General features: G+C 41.3%; 15 protein-coding genes. 14 read left to right on the top strand and 1 reads right to left on the bottom strand.

What is annotated here, in order from left to right; translation table 11 throughout:
- Window positions 1-14: 14 nt before the first annotated feature.
- The 14 genes from AC0NJP_RS11500 to AC0NJP_RS11565 all read left to right on the top strand — a co-directional run bounded on the left by AC0NJP_RS11500 (window position 15) and on the right by AC0NJP_RS11565 (window position 13,696).
- Window positions 15-1,025 (top strand): ABC transporter permease, encoded by a 1,011-nt coding sequence (locus AC0NJP_RS11500; RefSeq protein WP_474699860.1) that lies wholly within the window; start codon window positions 15-17, stop codon window positions 1,023-1,025.
- A 1-nt stretch (window position 1,026) separates the two neighbouring features.
- Complete coding sequence (locus AC0NJP_RS11505; protein WP_474699861.1) at window positions 1,027-2,034, top strand: ABC transporter permease; 1,008 nt, start codon at window positions 1,027-1,029, stop codon at window positions 2,032-2,034.
- A gap of 4 nt (window positions 2,035-2,038) precedes the next feature.
- Entirely contained in the window at window positions 2,039-2,677 is a 639-nt protein-coding gene (gene deoC / locus AC0NJP_RS11510) for a deoxyribose-phosphate aldolase (RefSeq protein ID WP_474699862.1), read from the top strand.
- Between the two features lie 343 nt (window positions 2,678-3,020).
- Window positions 3,021-3,467, top strand: coding sequence for a chemotaxis protein CheW (locus AC0NJP_RS11515; RefSeq protein ID WP_474699863.1), 447 nt, complete (start codon window positions 3,021-3,023; stop codon window positions 3,465-3,467).
- A 223-nt stretch (window positions 3,468-3,690) separates the two neighbouring features.
- Window positions 3,691-5,391 carry an MATE family efflux transporter gene (locus AC0NJP_RS11520; RefSeq protein ID WP_474699864.1) on the top strand — a complete coding sequence of 567 codons (1,701 nt, stop codon included), beginning with the start codon at window positions 3,691-3,693 and terminating at the stop codon, window positions 5,389-5,391.
- A 244-nt stretch (window positions 5,392-5,635) separates the two neighbouring features.
- Window positions 5,636-7,069 carry an alanine/glycine:cation symporter family protein gene (locus AC0NJP_RS11525; RefSeq protein ID WP_474699865.1) on the top strand — a complete coding sequence of 478 codons (1,434 nt, stop codon included), beginning with the start codon at window positions 5,636-5,638 and terminating at the stop codon, window positions 7,067-7,069.
- Window positions 7,070-7,377: 308 nt separating this feature from the next.
- Window positions 7,378-7,977, top strand: coding sequence for a type 1 glutamine amidotransferase domain-containing protein (locus AC0NJP_RS11530; RefSeq protein WP_474699866.1), 600 nt, complete (start codon window positions 7,378-7,380; stop codon window positions 7,975-7,977).
- Between the two features lie 416 nt (window positions 7,978-8,393).
- Complete coding sequence (locus AC0NJP_RS11535) at window positions 8,394-10,043, top strand: DUF342 domain-containing protein (RefSeq protein WP_474699867.1); 1,650 nt, start codon at window positions 8,394-8,396, stop codon at window positions 10,041-10,043.
- Between the two features lie 176 nt (window positions 10,044-10,219).
- Complete coding sequence (locus tag AC0NJP_RS11540) at window positions 10,220-11,005, top strand: hypothetical protein (protein ID WP_474699868.1); 786 nt, start codon at window positions 10,220-10,222, stop codon at window positions 11,003-11,005.
- Between the two features lie 233 nt (window positions 11,006-11,238).
- Window positions 11,239-12,279, top strand: a complete 1,041-nt coding sequence (locus AC0NJP_RS11545) for a PocR ligand-binding domain-containing protein (RefSeq protein WP_474699869.1) — start codon at window positions 11,239-11,241, stop codon at window positions 12,277-12,279.
- A gap of 224 nt (window positions 12,280-12,503) precedes the next feature.
- A complete protein-coding gene (locus AC0NJP_RS11550; RefSeq protein WP_474699870.1) occupies window positions 12,504-12,866 on the top strand; it encodes an MCP four helix bundle domain-containing protein in 363 nt (120 codons plus the stop codon).
- 17 nt (window positions 12,867-12,883) lie between these two features.
- A complete protein-coding gene (locus tag AC0NJP_RS11555; protein WP_474699871.1) occupies window positions 12,884-13,087 on the top strand; it encodes a hypothetical protein in 204 nt (67 codons plus the stop codon).
- Window positions 13,080-13,520 carry a hypothetical protein gene (locus AC0NJP_RS11560; RefSeq protein WP_474699872.1) on the top strand — a complete coding sequence of 147 codons (441 nt, stop codon included), beginning with the start codon at window positions 13,080-13,082 and terminating at the stop codon, window positions 13,518-13,520. The genes AC0NJP_RS11555 and AC0NJP_RS11560 overlap by 8 nt, the downstream gene beginning before the upstream one ends.
- Complete coding sequence (locus AC0NJP_RS11565; protein ID WP_474699873.1) at window positions 13,508-13,696, top strand: hypothetical protein; 189 nt, start codon at window positions 13,508-13,510, stop codon at window positions 13,694-13,696. The genes AC0NJP_RS11560 and AC0NJP_RS11565 overlap by 13 nt, the downstream gene beginning before the upstream one ends.
- A 65-nt stretch (window positions 13,697-13,761) precedes the next feature.
- Here the strand turns inward: AC0NJP_RS11565 and AC0NJP_RS11570 are convergent, their stop codons facing one another.
- Window positions 13,762-15,171 carry a vWA domain-containing protein gene (locus tag AC0NJP_RS11570; RefSeq protein WP_474699874.1) on the bottom strand — a complete coding sequence of 470 codons (1,410 nt, stop codon included), beginning with the start codon at window positions 15,169-15,171 and terminating at the stop codon, window positions 13,762-13,764.
- Window position 15,172: the final 1 nt, after the last annotated feature.

A 15,172-nucleotide genomic window follows, 5' to 3' on the forward strand; every position in this document is an offset into this window, starting at 1 on the left:
AGGACGATTCAGATATGAATTTGCAGAAAACGGTAAGGTCGACTGAATTTTATGTAGTATTGATCATCCTGCTCCTGTGTATGGTCATTCAAATGAAAAGCGGGCAGTTCTTTACAGGCAATAATTTAGTTGATATTGTGCGGGCGTTTTCGGTACCAGCAATGTTTTGTATCGGTGAAATGTTCGTTATTATTACAGGTGGTGTAGATGTTTCTTTTCCGGCGATTGCATCCTTGTCTATGTTTGTAGTTTGCTCGCAATTAGAGGACGTTTTCACAAATCCGTTGGCTTATTTTTTGGTTGCAATGCTGATCGGCTTGGTCGTTGGTATACTGAATGGTGTAATTATTGCGCGGTTTAAATTTCCAGCACTTATTGTTACCCTTGCGACAAGTAGTATCTGTTTTGGGATTATGCAAGGGGTGTTCAAGTCGCGCGAATACCCGCTTTGCGAACCGCTTAAAGAACTCGGCGAGATGAACTTATTTTCAGTAACAAACCCTGTATCAGGCTTAACTTCCAATATGCCTGTCGGTGTTGTGCTTATGATCGTACTCGTATTTTTCGGTTGGTTTATTTTAAATCGAACGATGCTCGGACGGGGGATTTATGCGATTGGCGGCGATGTAAAAGCGGCAGAGCGAGCTGGTTTTAATGTTTTTGGCATTTTAGTAGCAATTTATGCTTTTTCCGGCTGTATGGCAGGCTTGATTGGTGTACTTCGTTCGACAATGCTTCTGGCCGTGCATCCTAATAATTTAGAGGGGATGGAAATGACGGTTATTGCTGCCTGCGTTCTTGGTGGCGTGCGAATGACAGGTGGGAAAGGGAGTGTGCTTGGTGCAATGCTGGGCATGGCGCTGTTGGTTATTGTCGATAATAGCTTGATCTTATTAGGAATTTCAACGATTTGGAAAAAAGTATTTATTGGTGCAATTATTATTATTGGGACGGCAGCCTCCGCCATTCAAGTGAAGCGTAACGAAAAAAAGCTTGCCATCAAGCTGAACGAAGGAGGAAAATGAGATGGATGCAATTAAGCAAGCAATACATAAAGATAAAAATTTAGCGCAGCTCCTGGTCGTTTTCCTAATTGTGCTTGTGGCTTGCGCGGCTCTTAAGGGATCTATGTTTATGAATGTATCCAATTTCCAGTCGATTGGGAAGCAGTTTCCTGAGTTTGGCCTTCTATCGATTGCGATGGCATTTACCTTGTTTACAGCGGGGATTGATCTTAGCGTTGTAGCCATTGCGAATCTGTGTGCGGTGCTAATGGCCAAGCTATTGATGATTCTAATTGCGCCGGATATGAGCAACAGCACAGTATTTATGATGATTGCAGTAGCCTGTTGTATGGCCTTGGTTGTGAGCGTTCTTTGCGGCGCCCTCAATGGGTTTTTAATTGGTGTTGTTGGAATTACGCCCATTTTGGCAACTTTGGGGACGCAGGCTCTTTATACAGGCATTGCCATTGTCCTGACGAATGGTAGCACACTGGGAAAGCTGCCGAAACAGTTGTCAGCTACCATGAACAGTAGTGTAATCGGCATACCGGTGCCCCTGATTATTTTTGCAGTATTTGCGGCAATTGCTGCTTTTATTATGAGTAAAACAACGTTAGGCTATAAGCTTCGTATGCTTGGTACAAGCGCCAAGGCTTCTACGTTTTCGGGCTTTGATAATGTGCGTTTATTTATGACCAATTACATATTAAGCGCTGTGTTTAGTGCGGTTGCTGGGATTATTATGTTGGGACGATTCAATTCGGCCAAAGCCGACTATGGCGCCTCGTATTTGATGCAGGCTATTTTAATTGCTGTTTTGGGCGGGATCAATCCATATGGCGGCAAAGGGAATATCAGCGGTGTTATCGTAGCAACGATCATTGTACAAATGATTAGCAGCTGGCTTAATATGTATGAGGATATATCAAATTTTTATCGGCAGATATTTTGGGGAGGACTCCTCATTTTTGTCCTTATTTACAATTATGTCGCCAATGAACGTGAGAAAAGACAAGCAATGAAAGGGTGATCGTATGAAAATGGAACAGATGATTGATCATACTATGTTGAAACCGGACGCAACGCAAGCAACAATTCGTCGGTATTGTGCGGAAGCTCGTACGCATGGCTTTGCTTCTGTTTGTGTGAATAGCTGTCATGTGCCGCTTGTTGCTTCTGAGCTAACCGGAAGCGAAGTGAAAACTTGTTGCGTGGTCGGGTTTCCCTTAGGAGCGATGCTGACTGAGGCTAAGGTTTTTGAAACGCAAGCTGCTGTAAAAGCTGGAGCGCAAGAGATTGATATGGTTATTAATATTGGCAGTCTTAAAGACGGAAATATAGAATTTGTGACAGAAGATATTCGCAAAGTTGTGGCAGCGGCTAAGCCTGCTGTTGTTAAGGTCATTATCGAAACCTGTTTATTAAGTGATGAAGAAAAGGTAGCTGCTTGTGAAGCTGCGCTTCAAGCTGGCGCCGCATTTGTCAAGACTTCCACTGGCTTTAGTACCGGCGGCGCAACCGTGGAGGATGTCAAACTGATGCGTCAGACTGTTGGCGATCAGGCTAAGGTGAAAGCGAGCGGCGGTATCCGTACCCATGAAGATGCTTGTAAGCTAGTGGAGGCTGGGGCTGATCGGATTGGCGCAGGCAATGGGATTATTTTATTGAAATAGTACAATTAGTTATGATTAAGTTACATATGGTAGAGTGAAGCCCAGTATTCGATTACGTTACGAATACTGGGCTTTTTATGAAGAAACGCGCCCTAAAAATAATTATTTGCCTAGCCCAATCCTATAAAGGAGTTTATGCGATAAGGTCGAATTCTAAAAAAAAGAAAATGTCTTTTTATGTCATAAATAGTAGAAAAATTAGTTATAAATAATGCGTTCTCGATGGTACATATTGAATTTTATCGTAAGGATAACTATTGATTTTGTTTCTAGGATATGGCTCGTTGTGTTTGTATCTTTATATTATTAAGGTAGATATTTAGTATATAAGAGGGGAGGTGGAATGAATTTGAAGATAGTGAGCTTCAAATTAGGAAGTGAAGAGTATGGAATAGATATTTTTAAAATTAAAGAAATACTAGACTATCAAGGAGCTACAAAACTGCCAAATTCGCCTGTTTATATGGAGGGTGTAGTCAACATACGGGGACAGATCATTCCTGTCATTGACTTGAAGGTGAAATTAGGAATTCATGGTGAACAGGCCACGGAACGAACCGCTGTGATTGTGGAACTTGGCAATATGCAAGTGGCTATGCTAGTTGATGCCGTAAAAGAGGTACAAGAACTCGATGAACGTAATATAGAAAGCACTCCTGAGTTTTCCTCCTGCCCCAATTGCAAATCCATCCAGGGAATTGGCAAGATTGGAGACCAGATTTGTATTTTATTAGATATTGATACAGTATTGACTCAGTTAGAAATAGCAAAACTAGAGACGGTTTGTTAGTTAATTCGTTGTTACGTATAACAACTGATGTTGCAGTGGCAAAAAGCAGTCAAAAAGGTCGTGATGGATTTCGCGGCCTTTTTAACTATTCTTTGGTTGATTCGATACTACTGTTAGGTAATTTTTTATATATAATAAAATGATTTTACATGATCTCTGGAGAATAGAGCTACTGTTATTGTGACAAAAAGTGTCAGAAATAAGCTCATAAGGGGGGATTTCGATGTTTGAGTATAAGGGAAGACTCATGAATGACAGAGTCAATGTCTTTTATTTTCCTGGATTATTATCAGCATTGTCGATCACTGCGAGTATGTTCCTGGATATTGCCATTGTTGGCCAGATGCTCGGGCCTATTGCTATGGGGGCCGTGAGTTTAGCTTTACCACTTACGATGGTTTTTAATATGGTATATATGCTGCTAGGAATTGGCGGCGAAGTATTAGTTTCGGCGGCAAAAGGGGCCGGGAATAAGACCGAGGCTAACAAGTTGTTTTCACTTACTATGTTTACGATTATTACCGTCAGTATTTTGTTTACTCTTATCGGCCTTGGCGCTAGTGATCGTGTTGCTACTGTGTTAAGCGGCGGCGAATCGGAAATGAAGCCGCTTTTGGCCCAGTATATTCATATTATTTTTATTACAGCGCCGCTTATGATTGGTGTTACGAGTATGACTTATTTTGTTAAAGTTGATGCTTTGCCGAAACTGGCAGCAGGGATTATGGTTTTTGTAAATATTGTCGGTACGATTAGTAAAGTACTTTATCTTGGACCATTGCAATTAGGAATTGCTGGCGCTGCTTATGGTACAATGACTGGATTTGTTGCCGGTTTTTTGCTGCTGTCGCCGTATCTTGTTTTTCGCAAAAACCGTACTCTCTGTTTTGTACCGCTGGCCGTAAAGGATTTATTGCGTTTAGGTCATATTATTGTAGCTGGCCTTCCTTCCGCTTTAGGACAAGGATTGGGGGCTGTTGTTACTTTCTGTATTAATGTAGTTATCATGGATCTTGCTGGTAAGAGCGGAATTATTGTAAATACAGTTTGTGCTTCTTTGTCTATTTTTCTCTCTTCCTTCCGGTATGCCGCCACAAGCGCCATGGTGCCGATTGTTGGCGCTCTTTTTGGGGAAAGAGATTGGTGGTCAATGCATCAAGTAGCTATGCGTATTACGAAAATTGTTATGGGTTTTGTGGCTGCATGTACTCTCCTTATTGAATTTTTTCCGAGTAGTATACTATCCTTTTTCGGCGTTCATGATGGGGATATTATTGCTATGGGAGTACCGGCGCTTAGAATTTATGCGCTTGGCTTATTGATTGGTAGTTTTACTTATATTTTGATGACCTATATGCAGACAACAGCGCGTAAAGCTTTTTCTATTGCCATTAGCGCTGGTAGCGAGATTTTTGCAGTGCTCTTTATTTATTTACTTGGCTACGGCGTTGGCAATCAAGCTGTATGGGCTTATATGCTAGCGGCTAATTTGCTGCTATTGCTGTTTATTATTGTTACGGCAAAATACATTGGTAAGCGGTCGAATGGTCAATATCACGGTATTTTCATCCATGAAATACAGCCTGGTTTTGTTCTGGGAAATTCAATTTATGCCACAGCCGAAGCAGCGACGGGATATAATGAGCTGTTTGGCCAATTTTTGGTGGAGCAACAAGTTCCCGAATCAACGATTGAGGCAGCGAAACAATTACTATTTGAAAGACTTATGATGATCGTTGACAAGGAGAAGAATGCAAGGAAAACCATCGATATTATGGCGTTCGTTTATGATGGTGCCATCAAGGTTCGTTTGCGTGACGATAGTAAAGCAATAGGCGCAGAATTAGCAGAGGCTGATGAACGAGTCAGCCAGTTAAGTGTTATGGGCTATCATAATACGTATATAGAAATACCAGTTAATTAGAGCGAAACTAGCGTAATTTGGACTGCAAAATAAGATTGTGCAGCAGCTAATGGAAGCTGGCATAGTACAGCAGAGTGACAAGACACAAAAATAGCGTAGCAAAGGCTAGAAAAAATTTGTTGTATTTAAAAGTACTTTACTTAAAAAATCTTTTTCCAATAGACATTTTTTCTGAAAAATACTGTACAGTTTAGCAAAATGTGATAAACTAAAAAAGTTGATTTTCAGGAAAAGAGGTGCCGTTTTGTTAGAAGATTTTTTGGTGAAAACAGTTACCCTACTAAATGATGTACTGTGGTCTTATGTGTTGATTGTTTTATTAATTGGTGGCGGGCTTTATTTTACCGTTCGCACTAAGTTTGTTCAGATTCGATTACTAGGTGAAATGATTCGTTTACTCGGTGAAGGGGTTGGGAAAGGCGGGAAAGGAAGGGGCGTATCTTCCTTCCAGGCTTTTTGTATTAGTACAGCTTCCCGCGTTGGAACGGGAAACCTTGCGGGTATTGCCATGGCTGTTGCGCTAGGGGGCCCTGGTGCGGTATTCTGGATGTGGCTTATTGCTTTGATTGGAGCGGCAAGTGGGTTTATTGAAAGCACTTTGGCTCAAATCTATAAAATTAAAGACCCGAAAGGATATCGCGGCGGTCCGGCCTATTATATGGAAAAAGGTCTGCAGCATCGCTGGATGGGCATAGTCTTTGCTGTCTTTATTACTTTGAGCTTTGGTCTTGTCTTTAACTCTGTTCATGCCAATAGTATAACAGTTGCTTTAAAAAGCGCTTACGGTTTAGATCGTACGACAATGGGGGCTATTTTAGCGCTGATGGTAGGAGTCGTAATTTTTGGCGGTGTCGAAAGAATTGCGGCTATGGTAGAATGGATGGTTCCATTTAAAGCCGGTGGATATATTTTACTAGCTTTATATGTCATTGTGAAAAATATCACCATGCTCCCAGATGTGTTGCTACTCATTTTTCAATGCGCTTTTGGTGTTAAGGCCGTTGTCGGCGGCGGTGTTGGTGCGGCGATGATGATGGGGATTAAGCGCGGTCTTTTCTCCAATGAGGCTGGGATGGGCAGCGTACCGAATGCGGCAGCAGCGGCTCATGTCACTCATCCGGTAAAGCAGGGCTTGATTCAGGCGCTAGGTGTATTTGTTGATACCTTTTTGGTTTGTAGCTCGACAGCCTTTATTGTTTTGTTATCAGGCATTGATTTAAACAGCGGCCTAAGCGGCATTGAGATGACTCAGGCGGCGCTTAGTGTCCACGTGGGCAAATGGGCCTATGATTTTGTAGCTATCATTGTATTGCTCTTTGCTTTTAGCTCTATTGTCAGCAATTACTATTATGGCGAAACAAACTTGGAGTTTATTAAAAAAAGTAAAACCAATATTATGCTCTTTCGGGCAGCCGTTGTAGCTATGGTATTTTTTGGCTCGGTTGCTAAAGTGGCAATTGTCTGGGATATGGCCGATCTGTTTATGGCCTTTATGGCGATTATTAATATGCTAGCTATTTTATGGCTGGGAAAAATTGCTTTTGCGGCTTTAGAAGATTATCGGATACAGAAAAAGGCGGGTCAAGATCCCGTTTTTTATTCTGACAGCATTGAAGGTTTAGGTGAATTAGAATGTTGGCCGAAGCGTGCCGAAAAAGCAAATAAGCAAGCTGGTTAATTGATAAGCAGCTTCAGCAAATGATTCGTCATTTATGTTATCCGTGAATCGTATTATAGGGTCTGCCATCTTAGTGTTAATTGGCGGGCCCTGTTTTATTTTTAGTAGATATAGTCATCATTTACTGGTTTGACAGAAAACGATCCTCAATAAGAAGTAATAATTTGACAAAGATAATAATTAACTATATAATAAATTATGTTAACCGATAACTATTATTTGGGGACGCTTATCATGGCAGCAAGTAAAAAAATTTTGATGGTTGTTACGAATGTGCATGCTATAGATGAAAATTATCCTACAGGATTGTGGCTAGAGGAATTTGCGTACCCTATATTGAATTTTTGAATGCAGGATATTCTGTCGTTGTTGCTAGTCCTAAGGGCGGAAAAATTCCCTTAGATCCCAATAGTCTTGCTGAAGAAATCCCCGAGTCTTGGCAGCCAGCCATGAAAGTGTTGGATTCGTCTGAGACACTAGCATCCATGTCAGCAGACACTTTCGATGCTCTGATATTGCCAGGTGGTCATGGTCCCATGTTTGATTTGGCTGTAGATGCAAAACTTGCCGCCTTATTAAATAAATTTCATAACTCTAATAAAATCATTGGCGCCGTTTGTCATGGTCCTGCTGCACTGGTTAGTACGGTACTTGATAACGGCCAGTCGCTTATTGCTGGTAAAAAGGTTACTGGCTTTACGAATGAAGAAGAAAGAACGGTGCAATTAGATCATTTGGTGCCTTTTTTCCTAGAAGATAAGCTAAAAGAACTTGGCGGAACCTATGTTAGAAAAGGAGCTTGGCAGGCTCATGTTGTTGTTGATGGGAATTTGATTACCGGACAGAATCCGCAGTCTAGTGCTTTGTTTGCTAAAGCCATCATAGATGAATTGGCTAACCTAGCGTAAAAATATCCCCCCTTAGGAAAAACCTGACATTATTTTACTTTTGTGTCGGGTTTTTCTATATCTTAAAATCTTTTTGCAAGTTAATATACTTTAGATGAAGCTACTGCCAGTGGGGATTTACGTCAAAGTCTCGTCGAATCTGATGCAATGGGACAACTGAATGAAAAATTTAACCATATCGTTTAAAATTTGCAAAATATCGTAACTGAAGTGATTTATGTGGCAAAACTTGTGAACGATTATTCCCAGCTGCTGCTTCTTCGGAAGAAACCTCGGATCTAGTAGAAAAACAAGAAGCTGCGCTAGAGGAAGTGAGTGTCGCTTCGCAGAATTTAACAGATAGGACTAACGCACTACTGAAAAATGTAGAATAACTTAAACTGTAATAGCCTCGTAAATACAACGAGTCAATAGAAATGAAATCTTTGAAGGGGAGTTCTATGGAAGTGAATCAATCTGTTTTATATGCGGACCAGTCTTGTGAAATATTTAGAAACGAAGCTGGACTATTTTTGAAGATTTCTTCTGATGCCAGTGGTACTATGGCCATGACATCTACCGTGATAGAACAGATTTTATCGGAATTTAGACAGCTTGAAATAGATTATATCGAAGAAAAATTTGTAATGGCGATTGTACAAAATCAAATTCAAGAGCCAATCAATCTGCTGGTTTTAAAAGAAAAAAAAGATTTTAGCAAAGCTTTTTCTGTACGGATTCGCCGGGATCGCTTAGAGGCCGTCGTGGAAATTAACGAACTTTTATCGGATAGTGATGTTACTTTCAGTGATCTTTTTAGTAGTTTAATTGAAGCAAATATCATATTCGGCATTAGTGAAGCGGCTTTGTTAGCTGCGCTAGCGGCGAAGCCTGGTACGCGAATCTCCTGTGCCTCGGGAATTGAGCCGCAAAAGGGCGCTGATGCGAAGCTTGTTTATCATGTTGATTTAGAAAGTCAAGGCAAGCCTGTGCAGTGTGAGGACGGCAGTTGTGATATGAAAAATATCCGCCGTTTTTTGAATGTATATAAGCATGATCTTCTTGTCGAAAAAATTCCTGCTGAACCAGGGATCGATGGCGTGGACATCTGGGGAATACCAATTCCAGCTAAACCAGGTAAAAATATTGTGCTACATCCAGGCAAAAATACGGAGCTTAGAGACGATTGCCACTTAATCGCCTCTATTGATGGTCAGCTTCACATTCGAAATGGACGAATTCAGGTTTTGCCGATTTTGGAAATTGCTGAAGATGTGGATTATTCTACAGGCAACATTGACTTTGTTGGCAGCGTGATTGTGCATGGCTCGCTCCAGTGCGGTTTTTCGATCAAGGCCACTGGGGATGTGGAAATTTACGGCAGCGTGTGCGGTGGAAATGTGGATGCCAAGCGTCTTGTTGTGCATAAAGGGATTCAGGGAATGGAGCATACGGTGGTTAAGGTTCGCGAGTGGGTGGAAGCTAATTTTATTGAAAACGCCATCGTCTACGCGAATCAAACAATTCTCGTACGAAACGCTGTGATGAATAGTCAACTTTTTGCCGGTGTATCGATTATCGTGGAAGGAAAGCGCGGTTTAGTTGTTGGCGGACGCTTATCAGCAGGTCAAGAAATTCGGGTTACTACGGCGGGAAATGCGGCGAACATTCCGACTAATTTAGAGATTTCAGGGAACCCTGTTTGTAATGAAGAGCTTCGTCGTTTGCGTCTTGTCCTCAAGCGTAATGACGCAATCTATCAGGAACTAGAACGGGCTTTGCTTTATTTTATTAAGCAGAATCTGCAGAGTTTACCGCAAGAAAAACGCGATATGTATGAAGATTTATATAAGAAACATCGGCAGCTTACTGAGGAGATCAACGAAATAAAAGAAAGAATTAAAGAGTTAGAGCGTCTTTTGGCAGCTTTTGCGCCAGGGAAAATTCATGTATATGATGCTATTTATGGTGGTGTCTATGTGGTCATAAGTCAGTCGCGTCGACATTTTATTGACGCTTTGCAGAACTTGACGCTTTATGTTCACGACGATACGGTTTGCTTTACCCCTTATAATTATTCAGGATAAACGCTTTTATTTATCGAAGTAGCAAAGTGAAAAGTAGGGCTATCTTTCAAATTGGGAAGATAGTCCTAATTTGCTTTATGAGAAAAATAAAGGTTTTTAACCTATTTTAGCGAATGATTAATTTTACTGCCAAATCCTAATAGGCGAGTTTTGTAGGATTTTGAGTAGAGAGTTAGGTGAAAGCAGTGAGGATCCTCAATTCTTCCGTTTATGAAGAAACATTGAAAAATTTGTCAAATTACCACAAGTCAATTATTTATGAAATCGGTCAACATTTTCAATTTCCCAACATTGCGGCAACCCCTTTTCTTGCTTTACGAAAAAATGTAGAAATCGGTTTTTTAGCGAGTAATTTGACTGGCTGGGAGCAGGAAGCTGTATTCCAATATGGTAAAAAACATATTTATCACGAATATTATTCCATCATCCTGAACTTAGTTAGGACAACAATTGTGCCGCGCAAAGTACTTGATTATGCTTGTCCTATTGGGTATTGTCATATTTTTTCGCCACGGTATCATAAAAACATGATTTATAGTTTTTTTGTGAACTTCTTTACAAAGCCGATTTTCAAAAAGTTTAATTCGGGACAGGCCTTGTTAGAACAAGAAATTGTAGCCTTTATATCTGGTTATTTTCGTAAGCAGAATCGTTATGGACCTGAGCAAATTTCTGTGGCGATTTTAGAGGAACAGTTTATTACAATTATGATCTCAGGGCTGTTGAGCCCCTTTTTACGAAGTTTTATCCAAGCGGATTCGCAAGAGTCTGTTGTGATTGAGAAAATCTTTATGATACAGGCCAAAATGGTATTAGGCGAATTGCTTCATAAGTATTTCCACGTTGAGTTAGAAGAAGGGGAACCTTTTATTTTTTTTGATAAGGCGACTGACAAGCTTATCATTTTATCGCCACTCTCAAGCCAGCAATGGTCCGCTTTTCTCGATAATATGAATGCCTAGTTTGCTAGCTGTGTCTTTTAAAGATTGTTATTTTTAAGGAGATGCAGTGTAAATAAAGTGTATCTGTTATCAAAGCAGTTTATCAAAAGAATAGAGTCCAGCTTTTGTGTTTTTCGGGAGTAAGTTAAGCAGTTCACCATATGGTAGATGTTTAATGTACGCTTGCATTTTTTCTGCAAAGCGTATTTTTTATTTATTGAAAATAAATATCATTTAAATTAGGGGGAACGATTGTGGAACAGAACAAAAAAGGAGACAATGTTGTAGATCTTAAATTGACGGATGTGATTAATTTAGCGGTCCTACAACGATTTCAGGATGATTTTGCCAAAGGCATGGGATTAGCTAGTGTAACCGTGGATAAAGATGGAACGCCTGTTACGAAGCCTAGCTATTATACAAAATTCTGTATGGATTTTACCCATGCGACAGACGTTGGCGATAGACGGTGTGCGGAGTCCCATAAGCGGGGCGGTGAAGAAGCGGCGCGTTTAGGCAAACCTTATGTTTATGAATGTCATGCTGGATTGATTGATTTTGCCGCGCCGATTATGGTCGAAGGCCATTTGTTAGGCACCATTTTAGGCGGGCAGGTCTTGGCGGAAAGTCCCGCAGATGAAAAATATCGTAAGGTTGCTGGGGAAATCGGCGTTGATAGCGAAGGCTATATCGCTGCTGTAAAAGAGATTAATGTGTTGGAAAAGGCCAGAATTGAAGCAGCAGCCAATGTGCTCTTTGTTGTTGCCAATAATATGTCTGAGGCGGCTTATCATCAACGACAATTAAAAACAGCCGTGGGCCTTTTGAATGACAGTTTGCATCAAATTTCTGCCACCATGCAAGAGTTGGCCGCTTCAGCGACCAATGTGAGTGATAATCAAGTGCATCTCAATTCAGAAATTAAAAATGTAGATACCGTAACTGGCCAAATCAATGAAGTGATGGACTTGATTAAAGACATTGCTGATGAAACGAGATTATTAGGTTTGAATGCTGCTATTGAAGCAGCGAGAGCTGGTGAAGCCGGTTTAGGCTTCGGTGTTGTGGCACAGGAAATTCGCAATCTGTCTGATGACTCCAAACAGACAGTGGGGAAAATTCGCGAATTTACAAATCGGATTCGTCAGCATGTTAATACAACCGTTTCCATGGGCGATGAAACTTTATCAACTGTTGAGCAGCAGGCTGCTGCAATTGAAGAAGTAACAGCTAGCGTCGAAGAGATGACAAGTTTAGCAGAGCAGCTGAATGAACTTGCCAATAGCCGGATCTAATAGCGAGAAAGATAGACTGAAGAGCTATCTAGGGAAAGCGTTACGGGAGAGTTTTATCACAAAGGGAGGTCATTACGATGTCATGGCTAAATAATTTAAAAGTTGCCAAAAAATTAGGGCTCTTAATTGCGATTTTGCTTATGGCGGTTTTGTGTGTAGGGGGAACAGGCTACTATTCTTAGTAAGACCAATGATTCGTTAGTTACTTATATAATGAAAACTTAATGGCTATTGAACTGCTAAATGATAGTCGGACTCATGCCAGAAAAATTGAAGCAGATACGTATGCGTTGATGATTACTACCGACGTCAAAGAAAATCAAGCGCTACTTGATGACATTACTACTAGAGCAAAAGTCTTTGACGAAAATTTAACAAAATATGAACAGATTCCTTTAGACAATGAGTCAAAGGCAAAATTGAAAGAAATTCGCGAGGACTTGGCCAAGTTTCGGACAGTAAGAATCAAGGTATTGATTTGGCTACGCAAAATAAGAATGCAGAAGCTTATGCGCTATTCAGTAAAGAAGGTAAAGCTCTGTCTGAAGGGTTTACCAATGAATTACGCAACTTGTCCCAAGATATGAAAAAAAAGGCTGAGGCCATGAATCAGAAAAATAAAAGAAACTTTGTTTTTGCTAACACTTTATTTCTAAGTGTGACCTTAGCGGCGATTATACTTGGTATTTTGCTTGGCTGGCTTATTACGAAGCGGATTGTAGAGCGGCTGAATTGCGGTAGTCCGTTTTGTCGATATTTTGGCTCAAGGCGACTTTACGCACGAAGCTCGGACGGAAAGTTTGCTTGATAAAAGTGAATTTGGCGCGTTAGCCCGCGCTGTGAATGATATGAAAAATAACATTAAAAATTTAATTAAACATTTATCGAATACTTCAGAGCAGTTAGCTGCTTCTTCGGAAGAACTGACAGCTAGCGCCAAACAATCGGCCCAGGCATCCAATCAGGTAGCAGGCTCGGTCACAGAAGTGGCGCAGGGGACGGAAAACCAGCTCCACTTAGTCAGTCGCTCGAATCAAGTGGTGCAGAATATATCGACAGCCATTCGTCAAGTTGCTGCGAATACGGGAACAGTTTCAACGTCTGCTGAAAAAACGGCTAGTACAGCTAACCAAGGGGAGGCTGCGATTAAACAAGCCGTAGCCCAAATGGCAGTGATTGAACAAAAGACAAATGATACGGCAGCCGTGATTGGTGATTTGGAAGACAAATGCAAGATGTAGTCAATGCCGTGCAAGAAATTGACCAGGAAAGCAAACGAGCTGCTGAGCAGACGCAGACGATTTCAGCGGCTACAGAAGAACAATCGGCATCTGTCGAAGAAATTGCTTCGGCTAGCCAACATTTAGCAAAAATGGCGGAAGAGTTGCAGCAATCGATTCGGAAATTTAAAATTTAACCTTGTGAGGAATTTTTATACAAAGAAGGGGCGAACTTGCTTGTCAGCAGGTTCGTCCCTTTTTTTCATATATGATTTTTTTCCTGTGAATTCATGGAGTAGCCATCACGAAAGGCCACATCGTTCGGATCGACGGTGGTATCCTTATTTTCGACTGGTTTAAGTTGTTTTACGGCGCCATAGGCTGTTTTCAAGGAAAGTCCTTTACTGTTACCAGATAGAATCCATAAGGTTTTATAGCCTTGGGGCTGAGTCTGTAGTGATGTTTCGCCTTGGCCGTCGGTGAAATAGATGAGTAAGTTGATTTTATGCTGGTTCGCATAATCAAACACCGGGGTAAAGCGAGTAGCGCCGCGGATTTTTAACCGTTCCTTAATATCTTTGGCTGTTTTTACTGGGTAAACGCGGCGAATTTCATCATCGCATTCTACCAAGGTAATTTCATGCTTGTAGTTTTTTACAATGGCAAAGACTTCTTTCATAGCTTGCTGAAATTCTTCGTCGCTAATACTGCCGCTTATATCGAGGGCTACAGTGATTTTGGCCTTGTAACTACGCAGTTCGCCCCGTAAGTCCAGTCGGTCTGGCTGGCGGCGGTTGCGACGGGCCGTCGTTTTCTGTCTCGTACTGGCGATCGTTCCCAAGCACTGCTTGAGGTACAAGTTCCAGGGAAGTTCGCCTTTACGAGCGGCAAGAGCCTCTAGCATACTGAGGACATACGCTGGCGGCGTGCCTTTTTGGGCCTGAAGCGCTAATTTTTCGGTAAATTCCAAGAAGGTTTTCGCATCAATTTCACTGGATTCTTGCCAAAGATCATGGGTTCGCTGCGGTTCGTACTTTGTTTCTACAGCCTCATCAAGACGGCTGTCATCGATGGCGCCTTTTTCGTCAGTAGCTAGTAAGTCAATAGCAGCCTGGACCTTTTCGGCATAGTACTCAAAGGTTTCAAAGGGAAGCAACTTCAAGTTATAGTAGGCATTGACGGAGGCTAGTGTTGTTGCATAAGGTGGCAGGAAATCAAGATAGGTATTCACAACAATATCCATAGCAATATTTGTGGCGAGTGTGCCATATTGACTCGTAAGATTTCTAGCGCGTAACAAATGGAGCGACAGAACATGCAGGATCTCGTGTTTGATCGTGCTCTCCATTTGTTTTTCCGTGAGCGTTAGAAAAATGACGGGATTAAAATATAAGACATAGCGCGGCGCTTGAAAATTGACGCCAGTGGGGCTAGTCATGTCAAACCGGAGGTCTCGTGACATTTGAAATAAAAAGTAGCCGTAGAAATTATCCTGATCGGCCATGAGTTGGAGATTGACTTGATCGATCAGTTGAAAAAAGCTTTCCTTAAAGGCGGCGGGAATCGGAACTTTACGCGAAGTATTTTGTTTGTTGGAACGGAGAAATTGAGAGATGATTTCCTTGGCTTCGTCATAGAGTTTTTGCTGGTGTATGGCAAAGGGAGTATTCATC

The sequence above is a fragment of the Pelorhabdus sp. sgz311002 genome (assembly GCF_056134285.1).